Consider the following 19668-nt stretch of genomic DNA (forward strand, 5'->3'; position numbering starts at 1 on the left):
ATCCCCCCATTCCGTTCCGTACGGACCGGAAGTCCTTCTCGTATTAGCAACGTGCAAATTCCACGCTCTACCGAACCATTATACCAACGCTTTTTGGCCCGCTGCGCAAGCCCATGTAGTTGCTAAGAGGAACTCGCGAAGGCAAGATACAAGGTGAGAAGGTGCTCAGTCACACTGCCAGGGCGGCCGTTTGCAATAACCTTGTCATCAATTTGCACCACGGGCACGACAAAAGAGCTGGTGCTGGTGAGGAAGGCTTCCCGGGCAGCTTTGGCCTCGTCCAGGCTAAAGGCGCGCTCGACCACCGGCAAACCAGCATCGCGCGCAACCGCCAGCAAGCGGCGGCGGGTGATGCCGCTCAGGATCGCGTTACTTTCCGGACGGGTGACGATGGCGCCATCGTGGTCCACGATCCAGGCGTTGGAGTGGGTTCCCTCGGTGACCATGCTGTCGGCATCGACCTGCCAGGCCTCAAAGGCGCCAGCCTCTGCTGCCCCCTGTTTGGCAAGAACATTGGGAAGTAGAGCCACCGACTTTACGTCGCAGCGTTCCCAACGCTGGTCATGAGTCGACACCACCCTCACTCCCTCTATCAAGGCGGAGGCGCTTGCCGGACGAGATGAGCGCGCCGTCGCCACCACCGAGGGACGGACGTGTGCCGGAAAAGTATGTTCGCGCGGCGCTACACCGCGGCCGACTTGCAGGTAGACGATACCCTCGTCAACCCGATTCCGTCGCACCATCTCTTCGAGCACCGCGTCGAGGGCAGCGCGGGACATCGGTATCGCGATGCCGAGTTCGCCCAACGAACGCTCAAGCCGCTCATGATGCCATTCCCGGTCAACCAGCTTGCCATTGAGGACCGCCACGACCTCATAGACACCATCAGCAAATTGCATGCTGCGGTCTTCGATATGGACCTGTGCGGAATGGTGCGGCACATAGCGTCTATTGACGTAGGCAACGCGGGTCATGGTTTCTCCAAGGCTCGTCGTTGCCAAAAGACCGGTGTTAATAGCACCAGAACCGCGAATACTTCCAGACGGCCGACCAACATGCCTGTCAAAAGCAACCACTTGGCGACCGTCCCGAGATCAGCAAGATCCGCCTTCACCTCAGTGACCTGAGACAGCAGCGGACCGGAATTGGTAAGAGCGCTTAAAGCCAGCGCCAAGGCAGTCTCGAAATGCAGGCCGGTCGCTGACAGCGTGATAGTCAAGAGGATTAGACAGAAGAGAAAAAGAACGAAAAATGACCAGACGGTCTGCATGACCTTATCATCCACCGCCGCCCGGCCGACCTTTACCGGGACGATGCCGTGTGGGTGATTGAGGCGGCGCAATTCACGAGCGCTCTGGCGCAGCAACAATAAGGCCCGCACGAGTTTGACCCCGCCAGCAGTTGACGCCGAGGCGCCGCCAATCAAAGCAAGGCCTGCAAGGAGCATAAGCCCGAAGACGGATGTGGCGACGGTCGAGGTCTGGCTGGGAAAGCCGGTGGTCGTCGCCGCCGATACCACGAAGAACACCGTATCACGCAATCCGGCCATGCTGCCAGGTGAGCCAGCGGCAATTTGCACTAGCCAGAGGACCGCCACCGAGACGCTCAGCAATACCAGCCAAAAGCCAAGCTCTGGGTCGCAACGGTAAACCCGACGCTGACCGTTAAGAGCGGCCCAATGGACCAGAAAATTCATCGCGCCGGCCATCATGAAGACGATCAGAACGATCTCGACCATAGCGTTGCCAAGACCAGACGGGCCGCCCGTGTTCGGTACAAAGCCACCCGTAGATAGTGTCGTGAGCGCATAGCAAAGCGCCAAAAACGGCGGCAAGCCAGAGAGTAGCAGCGCTACCAGGCAAAAGGTCGTCAAAGTGACATAGGATATCGCGACGATTTTTAGAGCTTGGGCAAATTGGGGGCGGAAAGATCCCTGCCCTCGCCGCCGTCCAACCTCGGCGACCACATCGGTGGGCATGGCCAGGCTTGGAGCTAGCGCAACAGCGAAGAGCAGCGTGCCGAAGCCGCCTAGGTATTGCAGGATGGCGCGCCACAAGACGATGCTGCGCTCGATTATTCCTGGATCCGCGAAGATCGAAAGCCCGGTCGTAGTCAGACCAGACATAGCCTCGAATACGGCGCCGGTATATTTTTCCACACCGCTGCTATAGGCGATGGGAATTGCGCCAAACAGCGCCAAGCTTACCCAGGCAAGAACGGTGAGCGCCAAGGCCTGACGGCGATCGACACCGCGTCCGGCATCACGGCCGACGATGAACAGTGCCACACCAACGAACAATGCCGCCCCGGCCCCAAGAGAAAAGCCAGCTGCAGCCAGGCTCTCGCCCTCGTCAAGTGCCAGCGCCAAGGGCAGACATTCCAGACCCGCAAAGACTATTAGCAACAGGCCAAGGACCCTGAAAAGCGAGGCCGAAACCATAAAAAATCAGAAGAAGCCGATCGCCACTGCAAACATCTGTTCGACCTTCTTCACCATATCGTGGGGAGCGAACAGAATGACTCTGTCATGTTCCTTTATGACGGTATCTCCACGCGGCACGATCACCTCGTCACCGCGCACCACAGCACCGACCAGAACACCTTTCGGCAGCCTGACATCCTTCAAAGGTGAGCCGACAAGGGGAGAGGTTTTCATTGCCTCAGCATCGATCACCTCGGCTGCACCGGCCCGCACAGTATAGACCGAGCGGATACGACCACGCCGCACATGCTGCAGAATGGTTGAGACCGTGATCTCTCGCGGACTCACAGAAGCATCGATGCCGAGGGGCGAGATCAGGGGCGCATAGGTGCTAGCATTGATCAGCGTCACGGCGCGCAAACAGCCATGGCGTTTAGCCAATACAGAGACCAACACGTTCGCCTCGTCATTGTCGGTCACTGTGATGATGGTTTCGGCAGCGGCGACATTGGCTTCCTCCAGCAAGTCGGCATCGAGGGCATCGCCGTTGAGCACAATGGTGTGCTCGAGCGTGTCTGCGACGTATTCAGCGCGGGCCTTGTCGAATTCTATGAGCTTGAGGTTGATCGACGGATTGCTGTTCTCTATCTGGCGCGCCAACAGTACGCCGATATTGCCGCCGCCAACGATGATAAGTCGCCGCGCCGCCTCTTCCTCGTGGCCGAATAACGTCATGGCGCGCGGCACGGCAGCCGTCTCGGAGATGAAATAGATCTCATCTCCGGACTGCAGCTGTTCCAATGGATCCGGATAGAGGCTGCGGTCGCCGCGGTTGATAGAGACAATGGTGATGGCGAGATCGGGGAATAGCTCGTTAAGCTGACGCAGTGGTGTGTTGAGCACTGGGCAGTCCTCGCCGAGTCGCACGGCCACAAGCCTCACCTTGTCGTCAGCAAAGTCGGCCATATCGAGCGCACCAGGCACATCAAGACGGCGAGCAACCGATTGCGCAACCTCCATCTCCGGCGAGATGACCACGTCGATCGGCATATGATCTCGGCTGAATAAATCCGCCCAGGCCGGCTCCAGGTAGGCCTGATTGCGCACGCGCGCGATCTTGGTCGGCACGTTGAATAGCGTGTGGGCGACTTGGCAGGCAACAATATTGATTTCGTCCGACTGGGTCACGGCGATGAGCATGTCCGCATCCCCAGCGCCGCCCTGCATTAGCATATCCGGATGCGATGCATAGCCCATTAGCGCCTGCACATCGAGCGCCTTCCCCACCTTTTGAATGCGTTCGCGCGAATGATCGATAACCACGACATCATTATCTTCGTCGGCCAGATGGCGGGCGATATTGAATCCCACCTCGCCGGCGCCGCAAACAAGCACTTTCACGATGCCGCTCCGACTGTCGTCCTAACGATCGTCACCGGTGATGCCGAGTGTCTTTAGCTTGCGGTGCAAGGCAGAGCGCTCCATGCCGACAAACGAAGCTGTGCGCGAGATGTTGTGTCCGAACCGGGTGACCTGCCTCTCCAAATATTGTTTTTCAAACATTTCGCGCGCTTCACGCAAAGGCAACCCCATCATCTCAGCACCGTTCTTAGGACGCAGAGAAACTGGTGTTTGCATCAGCAGCTCCGCCGGGAGCATGTCCGAGTTTACCGGGGCGTTGCTACCGCCCGGCGCCATAATCAAAATCCAGTCGATGACATTGCGCAATTGCCGCACATTGCCGGGCCAGTCGCAAGTCTGCAATACCGCAAGCGCGTCGCTGGAAAGCTCACGCGGCACCAGCCCGCTCATGGCGGTAGCACTACCCAGAAAATGATGAATCAGCAGAGGAATATCATCGCGACGCTCGTTCAGAGATGGCACCCGCAGCGGCACAACATTCAAGCGATAAAAGAGATCCTCGCGGAAGCGCTTTCCCGCGATCTCCACCTGAAGATCGCGACTGGTCGATGCTATGACACGCACCTCGACCTTGATGTGGCGGCTACCGCCGACACGCTGAAACGTTTGCTCCTGTAGGACCCGGAGGATTTTACCCTGAGTTTCCAGTGGCATATCAGAAATCTCATCGAGGTAGAGGATGCCGCCGTGAGCCTGCTCGAACATGCCGACCTTATTCACAGCGCCCGGCACAGCACTACCGCCATCGACGCCGAACAGTTTCTCCTCCATGCGCTCCGGTGTAATTGCCGCTGCATTGATGGCCACGAAAGGCGCCTGCTCGTGGCCCGATTGGGCATGAATGGCGCGGGCGACAACTTCTTTGCCCGAGCCAGCGGGACCATTGATCAAAACTCGGCTGCCGGTCGGCGCAACTTTGCTCACCGCTTCGCGCAATTGCTTGACCGACTGGGATTTGCCAACGATCTCGATCTGCCGCCCTGTGCGCAGGCGAAGCTCCGCGTTCTCACGTCTCAGCCGGAATGCCTCCAGGCCCCGTTCAATACAAAGCAGCAAACGATCCGCTTCGAACGGCTTCTCGATGAAGTCATATGCCCCGAACTTAATGGATGTAACCGCGGTCTGGATGTTGCCATGCCCGCTGATCATGATCACCGGCATGTCCATGTCACGTTCTTTGAGCAGTTTGAGCAGCGCCATGCCGTCGAGCCGGCTGCCCTCCAGCCAAATATCGAGGAGAATCGCATCCGGCTGACGGTCCTCAATCTCCGCAAGCGCACTATCAGCATCGCCCGCCACGCGAGCTTTGTAGCCCTCATCGACGAGAATTCCGGATATCAGCGAGCAAATGTCCCGCTCGTCATCAACAATCAGGATGTCAGTTGCCATCGGCTCGGGTCGTGCTCATGACTTCCTTGGTTCTCTCAGCCTGCCGATCGTCGCTCCGATCGAGCCGTGGAAAGCGCAAACACGCAAGGGTTCCGCATCCGCCACCCTCGGCGAGCACAACCTCACCTCGGTGATCCTCCATGATCTTTCTGACAATGGCAAGACCAAGACCAGTGCCAACCTCGCGCGTGGTCACATAGGGCTCGGTAAGGCGCGCACGCTGCGAAAGATCTTCCGGGAGCCCACGACCATTGTCTGCCACCATGACCACTAGATGCTCGACTTCGCTGTCATCTATGGTGACGTCGATTCGGCCCGGCGCAAGGCGCTCATCCCCTTCAACCACCCGCTCCGCAATAGCGTCGATGGCATTTTGCAGCAAATTGGTCATGGCCTGGCTCGCCTGACTGCCGTCGCAATGAATGATCACATCACCGTCCGGTACGGCAGTATTAAAAGTAATCTCCGGATGTGCCATGCACTGCAGGGCCACGGCCTCGGCGACCAAAACAGCTAGATCCTCGTCGGCAAACTCAGGCATCGGTAAGCGCGCGTAGTCAGAGAACTCGTCGACCATGCCGCGAATGGCCTTGACTTGGCGCACGATGGTATCGACGCAAGTATCGAACACCTGTTCCGCATCATCCACATCGTCGGCAAACTTGCGACGCAGGCGCTCAGCGGCGAGCTGGATGGGCGTCAGTGGATTCTTAATCTCGTGCGCGACACGTCTGGCGACGTCGGTGTAGGCCACAACCCGTTGTGCCCGGACCAAGTCGGTCACATCGTCGAAGGTCACTACATATCCGCCAGAACCGCCACCCTGCACACCAATCCGCACTAGCAGTTCGCGGGCATGACCACCGCGCACCAGCGAGACGTGCCCCTGAATCAGAGATCGATGAGTCTGGCGCAGGCTGGCGAGCAGTTCAGCCATTTCCGGCATTGCGGTTTCCAGCCGTTGTCCGATCAATGTATCCGCTTCACAGTTCAGCAGTTCCAAGGCCGAGCGGTTGGGCAGGAAGATACGACCCACATCGTCGAGGCCGATAACACCAGCCGATACGCCATACAGGACGGCTTCAGTGAAGCGGCGGCGATTGTCGATCTGCTCGTTAGCGTCGATCAACTCAGCGCGCTGCTCTTCGAGTTGCCCAGTCATGCGATTGAAGGCGCGGCTGAGTACGGCGATCTCGTCGCCATCCGGACCCTCATCGACGCGAACGGTGAGGTCGCCGTCACGCACCCGCTGGGTGGCGCCGACGAGCGCCGAGATAGGACCAATCAGCCAGTTCGAGAACATCAGCCCCAGCCAAACTGCGGCAAGCAGCAGCATCAGTGCTACGGTCACATAGAGCAACGTAAAAGTAATCTGAATACCCGAACGCCGGCTCTCCAAATTCTGGTATTCACTGACCGCATTGGTAAGGCGGGTCATGTGATTGAGCACCGCGGAATCGACGAAACGTCCGACATAAAGATAGGCCCCGATCATGGCGTCGATACGGGCCAGCGCGCGCACCCGATCACTGGCATCGCTGGTCATTATCACCACCTCACCTTCGGCAGCACGGCGCAGGGCCGCGTTTTCTATGGGATCAAACTCAAGCACGAAGCTAAGTTGACTGCGCGCTACGACCTTGCCATCACCACGGGTAATGATCGCCTCAGCAAGTGAGCGCTCAACTACCAGAACGTCTATAATACGATTTAAGGCTTCTGGAGAATCGAATAATGCCGGCGGCTGGCGGTTGAGTACCGCCACCATCGACAAGATATCGGCGCGAATAAAGCTGCGGTGGTCGCTGAGATAGGCCTCCGAGACCGCAAGCGAGCGTTCAAGCGCGGTGCGGACGCGGTCGCTAAACCAATCCTGGATGCCGAGATTGAAGAATGTGGCGGAGAATACGGCAACGATAATCGCCGGTGCCACCGCAACGACGCTGAACATCCCCACCATGCGCCCTTGCAGACGGGCACCGGCTAAGCCCTGGCGGCGGGCGATCCACAAACGCACCAGACGCCAGGCGACCAGCGCGCCGAGCAGAAGAAGCAGCACCAGGTCGATATTGAGCAGCACAATGATGGTGTTCGGGTCGGCGCCTTCGGGTGACAGATATCCCGTCAAGGCGCCATACGTGGTGATGCCAGAGACGACCGCACCAACCGATAGCGCGAATGCTAACTTACGGCTAAGGCCGACACGCGTCGCCGATTCAAAGAACCGTTGCATACGGTTGGGCTGGGTGAGTTCAATGCCCACGCTTATTGCACGGCCCGGGAAACCTGGATGCCAAGCTCGCGAATTTTCTTGCGCAGGGTATTGCGATTGAGCCCAAGCACTTCGGCTGCCCGTACCTGATTGCCGCGGGTAGCAGCCAGAGTGCGCTGGAGAAGAGGCTGCTCGACCTCGCGCAGAATTCGGCCATAAAGACCGGGTGTTGGCAGGGCGTCCTTGTGGGCGGCGAAGTATTGCGCCACATGCCTGTCGACGGAATTTCCAAGACTGTCAGCCTCAGCATCGTCCACCGCCTCGACCATCTGGCGGTCGCCAAGCAACTCCCTCTCGATGATATCAGCGCCGATATTCTCTTCAGTATAGAGCGCCGAAAGGCGGCACACCAAATTCTCCAACTCACGTACATTACCCGGCCAATCATAAGACTGCAACAAACGCACTGCCTCACCGCTCAACATTTTGCCGGGTAGGCCCTCCTTCTGAATGCAGGTAAAAAAATGGCGGGCCAAGAGGGGAATGTCCTCCGTGCGTTCTCGCAATGGTGGCAGGCGCAGCGGCACGACATTGAGACGGTAGTAGAGATCCTCGCGGAAGAGCCCCTGTTCCACCAGGACACCGAGGTCGCGATGGGTTGCCGCGACTATGCGAACATCGGTGCGGATCGGTTCGCGGCCGCCAACTATCGTAAACTCACCTTCCTGCAACACACGTAGCAAGCGGGTCTGCGCCTCCAGCGGCATGTCGCCGATCTCGTCCAGAAACAAGGTTCCCCGGTTGGCTTGTTCGAAACGACCCAGCGAGCGACTCGTGGCGCCGGTGAAGGCACCTTTTTCATGCCCGAACAGCTCACTCTCGATCAATTCTCTCGGGATGGCCGCCATGTTGATGGCGACGAAGGGATATGCGCCGCGCTTGCCAAAATCGTGCAGCGCGCGTGCAAACAGCTCCTTACCGGTGCCGGATTCGCCGGTGATCGTGACCGTCAGGTCAGTGCCTATCAGTCGCGCCAAGACCCGGTAGACCTCCTGCATAGCCGGCGAACGCCCCACCAACGGTAGACTGTCGTCTTCCTCCGGCTGTGGCGGCGTCGCGGTTTGCTGCGGCAACGGCTCAGACAATGCCCGCTTGACCACGCTGATGACCTCGTTGAGGTCAAAGGGCTTGGGCAGGTATTCGTAGGCGCCGCGCTCATTGGCCCGAATCGCCGTCATCAGCGTGTTTTGTGCACTCATGACGATCACCGGCATATCTGGACGCGCCTTCTTTAGGCGCGGCAACATGTCAAGGCCGTCTTCGTCGGGCATGATCACGTCGGTGATCACGAGATCACCTTCGCCATCTGCCGCCCAGCGCCACAGCGCCGACGCCGTGCCTGTCGCGCGCACTGTGTAACCGAGACGGCCGAGCGCCTTGCTCAAGACCGTGCGAATGCCGCTATCGTCGTCGGCTATGAGAATCGTCGAACCGTCTGCCATGGCCCCTCGCCTCAGCTCGCCACCGGCAAGCGCACGGTGAACGTTGTGCGGCGGTGGCCGCTCTCGCACTCCACCAGCCCGCCGTGACCCTCGATAATCTTTGCTACCAGCGACAGGCCGAGTCCGATACCAGCCTTCTTGGTGGTGACGAAAGGGTCGAACAGATAGTTGCGCAGTTCCTCCGGCACGCCTGAACCGTTGTCCTGCACTGAGACCACGATTGGTAGATGGTGCTGCCTGCCGTCGCCGACATTGGAAAAGCGTAAGCCATGATGGTAGGCGGAGGTAATCTGTATCTCGCCACCATTGGTTGACACGGCCTCCATCGCGTTCTTGACGATATTTAGGAAAACCTGAACCAGTTGATCGCGGTTGCCATGCACCGACGGTAGCGAGGGATCGTAGTGCTCGAGAAAGCGAATCTGACCCTTTGCACTGCTTTCGCAGAGCCTGCGCACGTGCTCGAGAACGGTGTGAATGTTTATGCGATCCCGATCCCCCAGCGGCCGGTCATCGGCAAACACGTCCATGCTATCAACCAGATCTCGGATACGGTCGGCCTCACTGCAAATAAGCTGGGTCAGGTCGCGCTCGGATTCGTCCACCGAATGCTCAAGCAACTGCGCTGCGCCACGTATGCCGGAGAGCGGGTTCTTCACCTCATGCGCAAGCATGGCCGACATTCCGGTGACCGAGCGCGCCGCGCCACGATGGGTGAGCTGACGGTCCAATTGCTGCGCCATAGTACGTTTCTCCAGGCAGATCACCACCATGTCGGCGGCATCGGTGAGCGGCGTGACCTTCACGTCAACCGGTTGCTCGCCCAAGCGTGGGCTGGCCAGCATGACACCATACTCGACAACGGAATGCCCGCAGTTGAACACCTGCCCGATCAGGAAGAGCAATTGACTATCCGCGGCGACCAGATCCGTCATGCGGTGTCTGGTGAGAAATTCTTCGCTACCACCGAGCAAGTCTTCCGCAGCCGGATTTGCTACCGTCACCTGATAATCGCGGTCGACTGCAAACACGGCCACGGGCAGCGCCGCCAGGATGGCCAAGCGCTTGCTATCTTCGATCGCGCTGTCAAGCGGCATAGGCATAGGCCCTGGCTCCGAACAGCTTACGCAACGCCGCAATCACGGCCACCGGATCGGTCAGGCAAAATACCCGCTTGCGGAACCGTGCGGCGCCCGGCAAGCCCAGGGTGTACCAGCCAAGATGCTTACGTGCATTGTGCAAGCCGCGATTGGTTCCGTAATGGCTGAGCATAGCTTCGTAATGCTCCAGCACAATCACTAGCCGGTCAGGCAGCGAAAATTCCGGTGGCATTTTTCCACTAGCCAGAAAAGCTGCCACATGGCCGGGCAACCAGGGACGCCCGCACGCCGCACGCCCGATCATCACGCCGTCGGCACCTGAGCGGCGCAAAATCTCAGATGCCGCCGCGCAATCGGTGACATCGCCGTTAGCGACCACGGGCACAGAAACGGCGTCTTTCACCTCTCCGATGAAATCCCAGTCGGCATGGCCAGCGTACCGCTGCTTACGAGTACGTCCGTGCACAGTCAGCAGCTTGATGCCACAGTCCTCAGCAATGCGGGCAAGCCGCGGCGCATTACGGCTGTCGTCGTCCCAGCCCGTGCGCATCTTGACTGTCACGGGCACTTCGACCGCGTCTACCACAGCGGTGAATATTCGCGCGGCCTTGCTCTCGTCGCGCATCAGCGCCGAGCCTGCCATATCATTCACGACCTTCTTGGCCGGGCAGCCAAAATTGAGATCGACGATGGCGGCCCCCCGGTCACGGGCAAGCTTGGCCGCCTCAGCCATCACGCCAGGCTCGCAGCCCGCCAGTTGGATGGAGAGCGGCGCCATCTCCTCGGCCCCGCGGGACATGCTAAGAGTGCGCCGGTTGGCATGAATCAGCGCCTGACTAGCGATCATCTCGGAGACCACCAGACCGGCTCCGAAACGCTTTGCAAGGCGGCGAAATGGCAAATCGGTAACCCCCGACATGGGAGCCAAAATCACAGGGTTGTCCAGCGTGATTGAACCGATCCGCAGGGTCATGGCGCAGTTGTCTTTCTAGGCTGCCTAATTCTTGAGCAACCTACGAACATCGCCGCCTAAAATCAATCAATTGGAGACGCCGGAGCGGATCACTTCGCGAAAATGGATGCGGTTAGCAATTTCCGTTCACTCAATGGCGTGCAAGGATAAGGATCACGCTAATAGCTTCCCAATGGCGATAGCACAATGGATGCAAGCGAGGCGTTTCCGGTTTAGATATGGACACCGAGACCGAAGGCAAGATGTCGATTGGGCTTGCACTCAACATCGAAACGGTCTGGTTCCGAGAACAGTGGCGGATCGCGGTTGGCAGCACCGGTCATGAGATGCACGGCCGTGTCGGCCCACATCGTCGCACAACATTATACCTCGTCGGGGCGCCGCAACAGCTGGTGAATGCCATTACGTTCCCTGACTCATGGGGTCGCATTGTAGAGCTGGGGCGCCTTGGCAACGCGCCAACCAGGCGCTACCGTGCGCGCCATGCCTCGAACTTTCGCTTTGATCGTCGCCGCCGGGCGCGGACACCGCCTAGGGGGCGCCGTGCCTAAGCAATTCCTGCCGCTAGCGGGCGAGCCCATGTTGCGGCGAACGACCAAGGTCTTTGTTAACCATCCCGGGATCGATGGCGTGGCGGTGGTTATTCATCCGGACGATCGGGCGCTTTACGATGGGGCAACCCAAGGCTTGGATCTGCTAGATCCCATCGCCGGCGGGGCCACCCGCCAGGACTCGGTGCTCAACGGGCTCGAAGCCTTGAAAGAAAGTGAGCCGGATCACGTTTTGATCCACGACGCCGCCCGCCCATTCATAATTCCCAGGGACATTTCCGCCTGCATCGCGGCCCTCGCCGAGCGCGATGGCGCCATTCTCGCTGTACCTGTGCGTGATACCCTCAAGCGAGGCAAACAATGCATCACGGATACGGTATCGCGCGATGGGTTGTGGCGGGCACAGACACCGCAGGCCTTCCGCTATCTCGCCATCCTAGCAGCGCACCGCGCTGCTGCGGGCGAGGCTCTGACAGACGATGCGGCCGTCGCCGAGAAGGCCGGCCTGAGCGTCGCACTGGTTTCGGGTAAGGAGGATAATCTGAAAGTGACGACAGTCGAAGACGTCACTTTGGCCGAGCGCATGCTTGCCCTGGCATCGAGCGAGACCCGCGTTGGTAGTGGCTTCGACGTACACCGTTTCACGGAGGGCGATCACGTGATGCTCTGTGGTGTATCCATACCCCACGATCGCGCCCTTGCCGGCCATTCCGATGCGGATGTCGCGTTACATGCCCTGGTTGATGCCATTCTTGGCGCCCTCGGTGCCGGCGATATCGGGGTGCATTTTCCGCCCTCCGACGCGCGTTGGCACGGCGCGGAGTCGAGCATCTTCGTCGAGCATGCCTGCCAGCTGGTGCGCGACGCTGGGGCCTGTTTTGCCAATATCGACCTGACCGTGATCTGTGAGCGCCCAGACCTCGGCCCGCACAAGCCGGCAATGAGCGAGCGCCTCGCCGAGCTTCTCGACTTGCCGGTTGGGCGCATTGGTCTCAAGGCGACAACAACCGAGGGCCTGGGTTTCACCGGCCGTGGCGAAGGTATCGCAGCGCAGGCTGTGGTCTCGCTTTTCGTCGCATGACCCTCTCGGCCCTGCTTGCAACCTGGTTTGGCACCGGATTTCTGCCGAAAGCGCCGGGGACCTGGGGCTCGCTTGTCGCCCTACCTTTTGCCTTCGTGATTCAAACTCTCGCGGGCCAATTCACCTTGCTTCTAGGCAGTGTCGTGGTCTTTGGCATCGGCTGCTGGGCCGCCGAGGTGTATATTCAACAAACTGGGCGTAAGGACCCCGGAGAGGTGGTGATCGATGAGGTTGCTGGGCAATGGCTGACCCTGGCAGTGGTGCCGGTTTCTCCACTGGCTTACGGGCTCGGCTTCGTGCTGTTTCGCCTCACCGACATTTTCAAGCCCTGGCCGATCTCATGGCTCGACCAGAATATTGAGGGTGGTGCCGGCGTTATGGCCGACGATATGGCGGCGGGCATCTATGCCGGCCTCGTTCTGTGGCTGATCGTGGAGGTGACCTTGTGAGCTTTTCGGATGCCCTGCTACAGAATGCGCAAGCCGTGCTGCAGCTTTGCCGGGAGCACAACTGGATGATCGCCACGGCCGAATCTTGCACCGGCGGTTTGATCGCCGGTTGCCTGACTGAGATCGCTGGATCCTCAGATGTGGTCGATCGCGGCTTCATCACCTATTCTAACGCCGCTAAGCAGACGATGTTGGGCGTGACCGAGGAAATGCTTATCGTGCACGGCGCCGTCAGCGAGCCCGTCGCGCGGGCCATGGCGAAAGGCGCATTGGCAAGGTCAGATGCCCATCTCGCCGTGGCCGTGACGGGGGTCGCCGGCCCCGGTGGTGGGACGGCGGAGAAACCTGTCGGACTGGTGCATTTCGGGCTTGCCGCACGTACCGAAGCGACGCAAACTGAGCACTATCTCTTTGCTGGGAATCGTCAGGCGGTGCGACTCTCCACCGTCGAGCACGCCGTAGCCATGCTGGCCTCCGTCCCGTTGCCATAAAGCGCCTTAGCGCGGTCCTCAAAGGCGCCCACCATGCAGCGCACGGCCTCGTGGAGCAGCGCGCCAACCAGCGCATTGAGGACGCGTGAGCGGAACTCGAACTCGACATCAAGCTCGACGCGGCAGCCACCATCATCCAGATCATGGAAGTACCAACTGTTCGAAAGGCAGCGAAACGGCCCGCTTGTCTGGGTAACGTCGATGCTACCTGGGCGAACGCCGACGATGCGCGAGCCAAAACGCTCTCGAATCATGCGAAAGCCAACAACGAGATCGGCGTAGGTGGCAAGATTATTGCGTGCGGTCAGCCGTGCTGTGATGCACCACGGTAGAAAGTCCGGATAGCGCTCGACATCAGAGACGAGATCATAAAGCTGCTCAGCAGTATAGGGAAAAACCCGTTGTTCCTCATGGCAGTACACCGATCTATACCAATGCCTCTCGGGCCACCCGCAGTTTCGCAAAATCCGTATCGGCATGATAGGATGAACGCGTCAGCGGCGACGATGACGCCATCAGAAAGCCCTTGTCGTAAGCGGCTATCTCGAAGGCCAAAAACTCCTCATGTGTGACGAAACGCTTAACCGAATGGTGTTTGTGCGTCGGCTGAAGATATTGGCCGATAGTGATGAAATCGATATCATGCGCACGCATATCATCCATAACAGAGAGAATCTCATCAGGTTTCTCGCCGAGCCCGACCATCAGGCCGGACTTGGTGAAGATCCCTAGCTCCAAGTCCTTGACATGCTTCAATACCCACAAGGAATGCTCGTAGCTCGCAGCGCGGCGAACCGTGCGGTAAAGTCGTGGCACAACCTCCAAATTGTGATTGAAGACGTCCGGACCCGCATGGGCCACAGCTTCGACCGCACCGTCCTTGCGCTGGAAGTCTGGCGTCAGGACTTCTATCGTGGTTTTGGGTGAGGCCTTGCGGATATTCCGGATGCAGCGCACGAAGTGCCCTGCCCCGCCATCGTCGAGATCGTCGCGATCGACCGAGGTGATCACCACATGGCGCAATCCGAGTTCCGCCACAGCCTTGGCCAAGTTATCGGGTTCGCGCGGATCGAGTGCATCAGGACGCCCAGTGGCGACGTTGCAGAAGGCGCATTTGCGCGTGCAAACATTGCCTAGAATCATCATGGTGGCGTGGCCACTGTGCCAACACTCGCCGATATTGGGACAGGCCGCCTCCTCGCAGACCGTGTTGAGCGACAGTGAGCGCACCAGCTTGCGAGTCTCGTTGCACTGGCGCGAGACCGGTGCCTTGACGCGGATCCAGTCCGGCATTCTTTGGCCTTTGGCAACAGCTGACGGTGATATGCCCATATGTCAGATGTGGATCGCGCGTCCGTATGCGTCAAGCACCGACTCGTGCATCATCTCTGACAATGTCGGGTGCGGGAAGATGCTATGCATGAGGTCGAGTTCGGTACCTTCCATCCTCTTGGCCACGACGTAGCCCTGTATCAGTTCGGACACGTCGGCGCCGACCATATGTGCGCCAAGCAACTCGCCGGTCTTGGCATCAAACACGGTTTTCACCATGCCGTCGGACTCGCCGAGAACTATCGCCTTGCCGTTGCCCATGAACGGAAAACGCCCGACCTTGACCTCGTGGCCCGCCTTCTTGGCCGCGTCTTCGGTTAATCCGACGCTGGCCACTTGGGGCCGGCAATAAGTGCACCCAGGGATGTCGCTCGTATCAAGCGGGCGAAGGCCCTCAACGCCGGCGATCTTCTCGACACAAAGCACGCCTTCGTGGCTTGCCTTGTGTGCCAGCCAGGGCGGACCCACTAGGTCGCCGATAGCGTAGACGCTAGGCTCGCCCGTTCGCAGCCACTCGTCGACCACCACGTGGCCATGATCGACTTTGACCTTGCTACCTCCGAGGCCAATATTCTCAACATTGCCGGTGATACCAATGGCAAGGATGACGCAATCGTACGTCTGCTTCTCTCTTTTGCCATCGCCATGGACGATGGTGGCCGTGACTTTTCCGGCCTTCTTGTCGAGCGCGTTGACTGTGGCATCGGTATGGATGGTCATACCCCGTTCGGTGAAGGCCTTCTCCGCAAAGGCCGAGATCTCCGCGTCCTCCACCGGTAGCAGCCGATCGAGCACTTCGACGACCGTGACTTCAGCTCCGAACTCGCGATAGAAGCTCGCGAACTCGATGCCGATCGCCCCCGAACCCACCACGAGGAGAGACTTGGGTATCGTTTCGGGCACCATGGCTTCCTTGTAAGTCCAGATCAACTCGCCGTCAGGCTCGAGGCCCGACAGGGAGAGAGGGCGCGCGCCGGTCGCGAGGATGATGTGTTTTGCATCGAGGATCACGACAGGCTTGTCATCCCTGCCCACGGCAACCTTGCCCTTACCTGCCAAAGAGCCATGACCATCAACCACCGTCACCTTGTTCTTCTTTAAGAGATGCGCGACGCCGCTCGAGAGTCGCTTCGCCACCTCGCGCGAACGGGCAACGACTTTCTTGAGATCGAAAGACACGTTGTCGGCGGAGAAGCCGTATTCGTCGAGTTCGGCAAGCATGTGTCCGACCTCGGCCGAGCGCAACAGCGCCTTGGTAGGGATACACCCCCAGTTAAGGCAAATTCCACCCAAGTGCTGACCCTCGACCACAGCGGTAGCAAAACCAAGTTGCGCTGCGCGGATGGCGGCAACGTACCCGCCGGGACCACCGCCGACGACGACCATATCGAAACTGGTGTCCGCCATCAGAGCAGCATTGTCAGCGGATCTTCGATCAACGCCTTAAAGGCTGCGAGCAGACGGGCACCGACAGCACCGTCCATCACCCGGTGATCGGCCGACAGTGTACAACTCATGACAGTCGCAACCGACAACGCGCCGTCCTTGACCACGGGCCTTTGCTCGCCCGCGCCAACGGCCAAAATGCCGGCTTGGGGCGGGTTGATGATAGCTGCGAACTCCTTGATGCCGAACATGCCGAGATTGGAGACAGAGAAGCTACCTCCCTGATATTCCTCAGGCACCAGTTTGCCCTCACGGGCGCGGGCAGCGAAGTCCGCCATCTCGATGGAAATTTGCGCCAAACCCTTGTTGTCAGCGTTGCGCACCACCGGCGTCACGAGCCCGCCCTCGACGGCCACCGCCACCGAGACATCGACGGAGTTATAAAACAGGGTCGCGGCATCGCTCCAGGAAACATTAGCCTCCGGCACCTTGCGCAGAGCGAGTGCCAGGGTGCGTACCACGAAGTCGTTGACGGACAGCTTGATACCGTCTGAGCGCCCGTTGAGGTCTTTGCGGATCTTGAGCAGTTCGTCGATCTCGCAATCCACGGTCAGGTAGAAATGTGGGATGGTCTGCTTTGATTGCAGCAGGCGCTGGGCGATGACCTTGCGCATGCCGGAATTGGACTGCTCGGTCACGGCAGCGCCAGCAGGGGCCCGGGCTGGTGCCGCCATGACCGCTGCGGGTGGAGGCGCTGCTGCAGCTTGTACAGCGTCGCCGGTGATCGCCGCTTCGATATCGCGCTTGACGATACGTCCGCGTGGGCCGCTGCCATTTATGCCAGTAAGATCAAGCCCGGCCTGCTCAGCCATGCGCCGGGCCAGTGGGCTTGCGATGACGCGCGCACCATTCGCCTTGAGTGTCGGGGCAACGGCAGGGGCTGGCGCCGGTGTTAGCTCCGCCGCCGCCAGAGCGGCAGTTGGGACACTACCGTAGAAACTCTCGGTGGCGCTTACATCCTCGCCCTCTTCGAGCAGCACGGCGATGGGGGTGTTGATGGCTACACCTTCCGTACCTTCGCCGATCAAGATGCGGCCGAGCACCCCCTCCTCGATGGCTTCGATTTCCATCGTCGCCTTGTCAGTCTCGACCTCGGCAATAATGTCGCCGGAGACGACGTTATCGCCTTCGCCCTTGAGCCATTTGGCCAGCGTGCCTTCGGTCATAGTAGGTGACAGTGCCGGCATCAGGACAGGTATGGGCATAGCTTTTCTCCCCCGCGGGGACCTCTGAGAGACGATTTCTCTTGTATAGAGCGGTTTCCGAAACGAGAAAACCGCTCAGTGATAGCAAACGCTCTTCGCCGCTTCGGCCACGGCCTCGGCGTTCGGCAAGGTCAGACGTTCAAGATTGGCGGCATAAGGCATCGGCACATCGACTCCGCTGACCCGCTTCACCGGGGCATCGAGATGATCGAAGGCGCGCTCCATCACCTGTGTGGCGATCTCCGCGCCTATACCAGCGGTAGGCCAGCCCTCCTCCACCGTCACTAGGCGATTGGTCTTCATGACGGAACTGACGACCGTGTCGATATCGAGCGGTCGCAAGGTACGCAGATCTATGATCTCGACCGCAATATCGCCGTCGAGACCGTCCGCCGCTTCCATCGCCAACTCGACGCTGCGGCCATAGGTGACAATCGTGACGTCCTCGCCTACGCGAATCGTGTTGGCAACGCCGATGGGCGTCAGGTACTCTTCGTCAGGAACCTCGGACTCGCGGCCATAGAGAATTTCGTTTTCGAGAAAGACAACCGGGTTGGGCTCACGGATCGCAGATTTGAGCAGCCCTTTGGCGTCTGCTGCCGAATAGGGCGCGATAACCACAAGGCCAGGCACATGGGCATACCAGGCCGACAAATCCTGGCTGTGCTGGGCGGCAACACGCGACGCGGCACCATTGGGTCCCCGAAAGACGATGGGGCACGAGACTAGGCCGCCGGACATATAGCGCGTCTTGGCAGCCGAATTGATCACTTGATCAATGGCCTGCATGGCGAAGTTGAACGTCATATACTCGACCACGGGGCGCAGCCCCATGAATGCGGCGCCGACGCCAAGGCCGGTGAAGCCCGCCTCGGTGATCGGCGTGTCGACCACGCGTCGCGCACCGAACTCAGCCAACAGACCCTGGCTAACTTTGTAGGCGCCTTCATACTGCGCCACTTCCTCGCCCATCAGGAAGACGTCATCGTCTCGGCGCATCTCCTCTGCCATGGCATCACGCAAGGCCTCGCGCACAGTGCAAATCGCCATTATCTCAGCCTTCCGCCATGATGTCGGTAGTGAGCGCCGCCGGATCCGGCTCCGGACTTGCCTGGGCGAATTCTGCAGCCTCAGCAACGATAGCGCGCACATCCTTGTCGACGACCTTGAACTCGGCCTCGTCGACCCCGTGATTCTCCATAAGGCGACGCTTCATCTGGTCGATCGGGTCATGGCTCTGACGTATGCCCTGGACCTCTTCCTTGGTGCGATATTTTGCCGGGTCCGACATCGAGTGGCCACGGTAGCGATAGGTCTTCATCTCGACGATCATCGGACCGTTGCCGGCACGCACGTAGGACACCGCCTCCAACGCTGCATCGCGGACTGCCAGCACGTCCATGCCATCGCAAGCAATGCCGGGAATGCCGTAGCTATCACCGTGCCGGTGGAACTCCGTTTCCGCCGTGGCACGCTTCACGGCCGTGCCCATTGCGTACTGGTTGTTCTCAATCACGTAGACCACGGGCAGTTTCCACAACGCTGCCATATTATAGGCCTCGTGCACTTGGCCCTGGTTGGCCGCGCCGTCGCCAAAATAGGTTAAGCAAACGCGATCGCTCTCACGGTATTTCAAGGCGAAGGCAAGGCCCGTGCCGATCGGCACTTGAGCACCGACGATCCCGTGACCGCCCCAAAAGCCGTCTTCGGGCGAAAATATATGCATCGAGCCACCCTTGCCTTTGGAGGTGCCCGTACCGCGGCCCGTCAACTCAGCCAAAACACATCTCGGATCAACGCCGCGGGCGATGGCGTGGGCGTGGCAGCGATAGCTGGTTATCACCGGGTCTTCCGGCCCGACCGCTTGCTCCGCACCAATCACGACCGCTTCCTGGCCGATATAGAGGTGACAAAAGCCGCCTATCAGACCCATGCCGTATAGTTGACCCGCCTTTTCCTCAAAACGGCGGACCATGAGCATATCGCGGTAATAGGAGAACAGCGTCTCACGATCGGTCGCGGCCTCCACGGCCGCGAGCTTCGGCTTGAGCTTTGCCGCTGTCATTCCACTTCCCAATTTATTGATGTTTCTC

General features: G+C 59.6%; 17 protein-coding genes and 1 pseudogene. 3 read left to right on the plus strand and 15 right to left on the minus strand.

All coding sequences use genetic code 11. The features are described 5' to 3' along the window. Window positions 1-122: 122 nt before the first annotated feature. The 9 genes from QF629_04460 to QF629_04500 form a co-directional block, all read right to left on the minus strand. A complete protein-coding gene (locus tag QF629_04460) occupies window positions 123-974 on the minus strand; it encodes a D-amino-acid transaminase (GenBank protein ID MDP6012786.1) in 852 nt (283 codons plus the stop codon). After that, complete coding sequence (locus tag QF629_04465; protein MDP6012787.1) at window positions 971-2368, minus strand: potassium transporter TrkG; 1398 nt, start codon at window positions 2366-2368, stop codon at window positions 971-973. The genes QF629_04460 and QF629_04465 overlap by 4 nt, the downstream gene beginning before the upstream one ends. Window positions 2369-2446: 78 nt before the next feature. Continuing rightward, on the minus strand, window positions 2447-3823 hold the full coding sequence (gene trkA, locus QF629_04470) for a Trk system potassium transporter TrkA (protein ID MDP6012788.1): 1377 nt from the start codon (window positions 3821-3823) through the stop codon (window positions 2447-2449). A gap of 21 nt (window positions 3824-3844) precedes the next feature. After that, the gene (locus QF629_04475; GenBank protein MDP6012789.1) at window positions 3845-5233 is read right to left on the minus strand and encodes a sigma-54 dependent transcriptional regulator; all 1389 of its coding nucleotides are present in this window, start codon (window positions 5231-5233) and stop codon (window positions 3845-3847) included. Continuing rightward, a complete protein-coding gene (locus tag QF629_04480; GenBank protein ID MDP6012790.1) occupies window positions 5223-7496 on the minus strand; it encodes a PAS domain-containing sensor histidine kinase in 2274 nt (757 codons plus the stop codon). Before QF629_04480 ends, QF629_04475 begins: the two co-directional genes overlap by 11 nt. 2 nt (window positions 7497-7498) lie before the next feature. Then, complete coding sequence (ntrC, locus tag QF629_04485) at window positions 7499-8947, minus strand: nitrogen regulation protein NR(I) (protein MDP6012791.1); 1449 nt, start codon at window positions 8945-8947, stop codon at window positions 7499-7501. A gap of 11 nt (window positions 8948-8958) precedes the next feature. Continuing rightward, complete coding sequence (locus QF629_04490) at window positions 8959-10050, minus strand: ATP-binding protein (protein ID MDP6012792.1); 1092 nt, start codon at window positions 10048-10050, stop codon at window positions 8959-8961. Then, window positions 10034-11020: a tRNA dihydrouridine synthase DusB gene (gene dusB / locus QF629_04495; protein MDP6012793.1), complete on the minus strand. Its 987-nt coding sequence runs from the start codon at window positions 11018-11020 to the stop codon at window positions 10034-10036. Before dusB ends, QF629_04490 begins: the two co-directional genes overlap by 17 nt. A 212-nt stretch (window positions 11021-11232) precedes the next feature. Further along, window positions 11233-11370 (minus strand): hypothetical protein, encoded by a 138-nt coding sequence (locus QF629_04500; protein MDP6012794.1) that lies wholly within the window; start codon window positions 11368-11370, stop codon window positions 11233-11235. A gap of 133 nt (window positions 11371-11503) precedes the next feature. Here QF629_04500 and QF629_04505 point away from each other — a divergent pair, with 133 nt between their 5' ends. The 3 genes from QF629_04505 (at window position 11504) to QF629_04515 (ending at window position 13592) form a co-directional block, all read left to right on the plus strand. Beyond that, window positions 11504-12652 (plus strand): bifunctional 2-C-methyl-D-erythritol 4-phosphate cytidylyltransferase/2-C-methyl-D-erythritol 2,4-cyclodiphosphate synthase, encoded by a 1149-nt coding sequence (locus QF629_04505; GenBank protein MDP6012795.1) that lies wholly within the window; start codon window positions 11504-11506, stop codon window positions 12650-12652. After that, window positions 12649-13101: a phosphatidylglycerophosphatase A gene (locus QF629_04510; protein MDP6012796.1), complete on the plus strand. Its 453-nt coding sequence runs from the start codon at window positions 12649-12651 to the stop codon at window positions 13099-13101. The genes QF629_04505 and QF629_04510 overlap by 4 nt, the downstream gene beginning before the upstream one ends. A gap of 65 nt (window positions 13102-13166) precedes the next feature. Beyond that, window positions 13167-13592, plus strand: a complete 426-nt coding sequence (locus QF629_04515) for a CinA family protein (protein ID MDP6012797.1) — start codon at window positions 13167-13169, stop codon at window positions 13590-13592. On the opposite strand, the gene QF629_04520 is transcribed toward QF629_04515, so the two are convergent. The 6 genes and pseudogenes from QF629_04520 to pdhA form a co-directional block, all read right to left on the minus strand. Then, the gene (locus QF629_04520) at window positions 13526-14014 is read right to left on the minus strand and encodes a type II toxin-antitoxin system RatA family toxin (GenBank protein ID MDP6012798.1); all 489 of its coding nucleotides are present in this window, start codon (window positions 14012-14014) and stop codon (window positions 13526-13528) included. The genes QF629_04515 and QF629_04520 overlap by 67 nt on opposite strands. 4 nt (window positions 14015-14018) lie before the next feature. After that, window positions 14019-14924, minus strand: coding sequence for a lipoyl synthase (lipA, locus tag QF629_04525; GenBank protein ID MDP6012799.1), 906 nt, complete (start codon window positions 14922-14924; stop codon window positions 14019-14021). 3 nt (window positions 14925-14927) lie between these two features. Beyond that, window positions 14928-16331: a dihydrolipoyl dehydrogenase gene (gene lpdA / locus QF629_04530; GenBank protein MDP6012800.1), complete on the minus strand. Its 1404-nt coding sequence runs from the start codon at window positions 16329-16331 to the stop codon at window positions 14928-14930. Next, window positions 16331-17575, minus strand: a complete 1245-nt coding sequence (locus QF629_04535; GenBank protein MDP6012801.1) for a pyruvate dehydrogenase complex dihydrolipoamide acetyltransferase — start codon at window positions 17573-17575, stop codon at window positions 16331-16333. Before QF629_04535 ends, lpdA begins: the two co-directional genes overlap by 1 nt. Window positions 17576-17650: 75 nt before the next feature. Continuing rightward, window positions 17651-18613, minus strand: a pseudogene (locus tag QF629_04540) (pyruvate dehydrogenase complex E1 component subunit beta). Between the two features lie 16 nt (window positions 18614-18629). After that, the gene (gene pdhA / locus QF629_04545) at window positions 18630-19640 is read right to left on the minus strand and encodes a pyruvate dehydrogenase (acetyl-transferring) E1 component subunit alpha (GenBank protein ID MDP6012802.1); all 1011 of its coding nucleotides are present in this window, start codon (window positions 19638-19640) and stop codon (window positions 18630-18632) included. Window positions 19641-19668 lie beyond the last annotated feature (28 nt).

The organism is Alphaproteobacteria bacterium, from assembly GCA_030739735.1.
GTDB lineage: Bacteria > Pseudomonadota > Alphaproteobacteria > UBA7887 > UBA7887 > UBA7887.

What these genes read in the sequence shown, in the direction of transcription:
- QF629_04460 (MDP6012786.1), bottom strand. Translation starts at nt 974, where the DNA reads ATGACCCGCGTTGCCTACGTCAATAGACGCTATGTGCCGCACCATTCC.
- QF629_04475 (MDP6012789.1), bottom strand. Translation starts at nt 5,233, where the DNA reads ATGGCAACTGACATCCTGATTGTTGATGACGAGCGGGACATTTGCTCG.
- ntrC (MDP6012791.1), bottom strand. Translation starts at nt 8,947, where the DNA reads ATGGCAGACGGTTCGACGATTCTCATAGCCGACGACGATAGCGGCATT.
- QF629_04490 (MDP6012792.1), bottom strand. Translation starts at nt 10,050, where the DNA reads ATGCCTATGCCGCTTGACAGCGCGATCGAAGATAGCAAGCGCTTGGCC.
- dusB (MDP6012793.1), bottom strand. Translation starts at nt 11,020, where the DNA reads ATGACCCTGCGGATCGGTTCAATCACGCTGGACAACCCTGTGATTTTG.
- QF629_04500 (MDP6012794.1), bottom strand. Translation starts at nt 11,370, where the DNA reads ATGTGGGCCGACACGGCCGTGCATCTCATGACCGGTGCTGCCAACCGC.
- QF629_04505 (MDP6012795.1), top strand. Translation starts at nt 11,504, where the DNA reads ATGCCTCGAACTTTCGCTTTGATCGTCGCCGCCGGGCGCGGACACCGC.
- QF629_04510 (MDP6012796.1), top strand. Translation starts at nt 12,649, where the DNA reads ATGACCCTCTCGGCCCTGCTTGCAACCTGGTTTGGCACCGGATTTCTG.
- QF629_04515 (MDP6012797.1), top strand. Translation starts at nt 13,167, where the DNA reads ATGATCGCCACGGCCGAATCTTGCACCGGCGGTTTGATCGCCGGTTGC.
- lipA (MDP6012799.1), bottom strand. Translation starts at nt 14,924, where the DNA reads ATGGGCATATCACCGTCAGCTGTTGCCAAAGGCCAAAGAATGCCGGAC.
- lpdA (MDP6012800.1), bottom strand. Translation starts at nt 16,331, where the DNA reads ATGGCGGACACCAGTTTCGATATGGTCGTCGTCGGCGGTGGTCCCGGC.
- QF629_04535 (MDP6012801.1), bottom strand. Translation starts at nt 17,575, where the DNA reads ATGCCCATACCTGTCCTGATGCCGGCACTGTCACCTACTATGACCGAA.
- pdhA (MDP6012802.1), bottom strand. Translation starts at nt 19,640, where the DNA reads ATGACAGCGGCAAAGCTCAAGCCGAAGCTCGCGGCCGTGGAGGCCGCG.